This window comes from Lutimaribacter saemankumensis, from assembly GCF_900100005.1.
In the GTDB taxonomy this organism is placed as follows: Bacteria; Pseudomonadota; Alphaproteobacteria; order Rhodobacterales; family Rhodobacteraceae; genus Lutimaribacter; species Lutimaribacter saemankumensis.
In genome coordinates this window covers 1-1176 of the sequence record NZ_FNEB01000046.1, presented here as the reverse complement: position 1 = coordinate 1176, position 1176 = coordinate 1, and the positions used below count along the sequence as shown (strand labels likewise).

Here is a 1176-nt window from a genome sequence, read left to right as displayed (position 1 = left end):
TTACTCGATGATTTTCGAGACGACGCCGGCGCCGACGGTGCGGCCGCCTTCGCGGATGGCGAAGCGCAGACCGTCTTCCATGGCGATCGGAGCGATCAGTTCCACGGTGAAGGCCACGTTGTCGCCCGGCATGACCATCTCGGTGCCTTCCTTCAGCGTCACCGTCCCGGTCACGTCCGTCGTGCGGAAGTAGAACTGCGGACGGTAGTTCGCGAAGAACGGCGTGTGACGGCCACCCTCTTCCTTCGTCAGGATGTAGGCTTCGGCTTCGAACTTCGTGTGCGGCGTCACCGAACCCGGCTTGCACAGCACCTGGCCACGCTCAACCTGGTCACGGTCCACACCACGCAGCAGCGCGCCGATGTTGTCGCCCGCTTCGCCGCGGTCCAGCAGCTTGCGGAACATCTCGACACCCGTGCAGGTCGTCTTCTGCGTGTCCTTGATGCCGACGATTTCGATCTCGTCGCCAACGTTGATCACGCCACGCTCGACACGGCCGGTCACAACCGTGCCGCGGCCCGAGATCGAGAACACGTCTTCGATCGGCATCAGGAACGGCTGGTCAACCGCACGCTCCGGCGTCGGGATGTACTCGTCCACGGCCGCCATCAGCTCCTTGATCTTCTCTTCGCCGATTTCCGGGTCACGCCCTTCCATCGCCGCCAGCGCCGAGCCTGCAACGATCGGAATGTCGTCGCCCGGGAAGTCGTACGAGCTCAGCAGCTCGCGCACTTCCATTTCCACCAGCTCCAGCAGTTCCTCGTCGTCCACCTGGTCGACCTTGTTCAGGAACACCACCAGCGCCGGAACGCCAACCTGGCGCGCCAGCAGGATGTGCTCGCGGGTCTGCGGCATCGGGCCGTCAGCCGCGTTCACAACCAGGATCGCGCCGTCCATCTGCGCCGCACCCGTGATCATGTTCTTCACGTAGTCGGCGTGGCCGGGGCAGTCCACATGCGCGTAGTGGCGCGCGTCCGTCTCGTATTCAACGTGCGCCGTCGAGATCGTGATCCCGCGGGCCTTCTCTTCCGGCGCGCCGTCAATCTGGTCATACGCCTTGAAATCGCCGAAATACTTCGTGATCGCCGCCGTCAGCGTCGTCTTGCCGTGGTCAACGTGACCAATCGTGCCGATGTTCACGTGCGGTTTGCTGCGTTCAAACTTTTCCTTTGCCAT

At 63.3% G+C, this 1176-nt stretch carries 1 protein-coding gene; it reads right to left on the bottom strand.

The features are described from left to right. On the bottom strand, window positions 1-1176 hold a 1176-nt coding region (gene tuf / locus BLT50_RS18880), incomplete at its 5' end, for an elongation factor Tu (protein WP_090030853.1).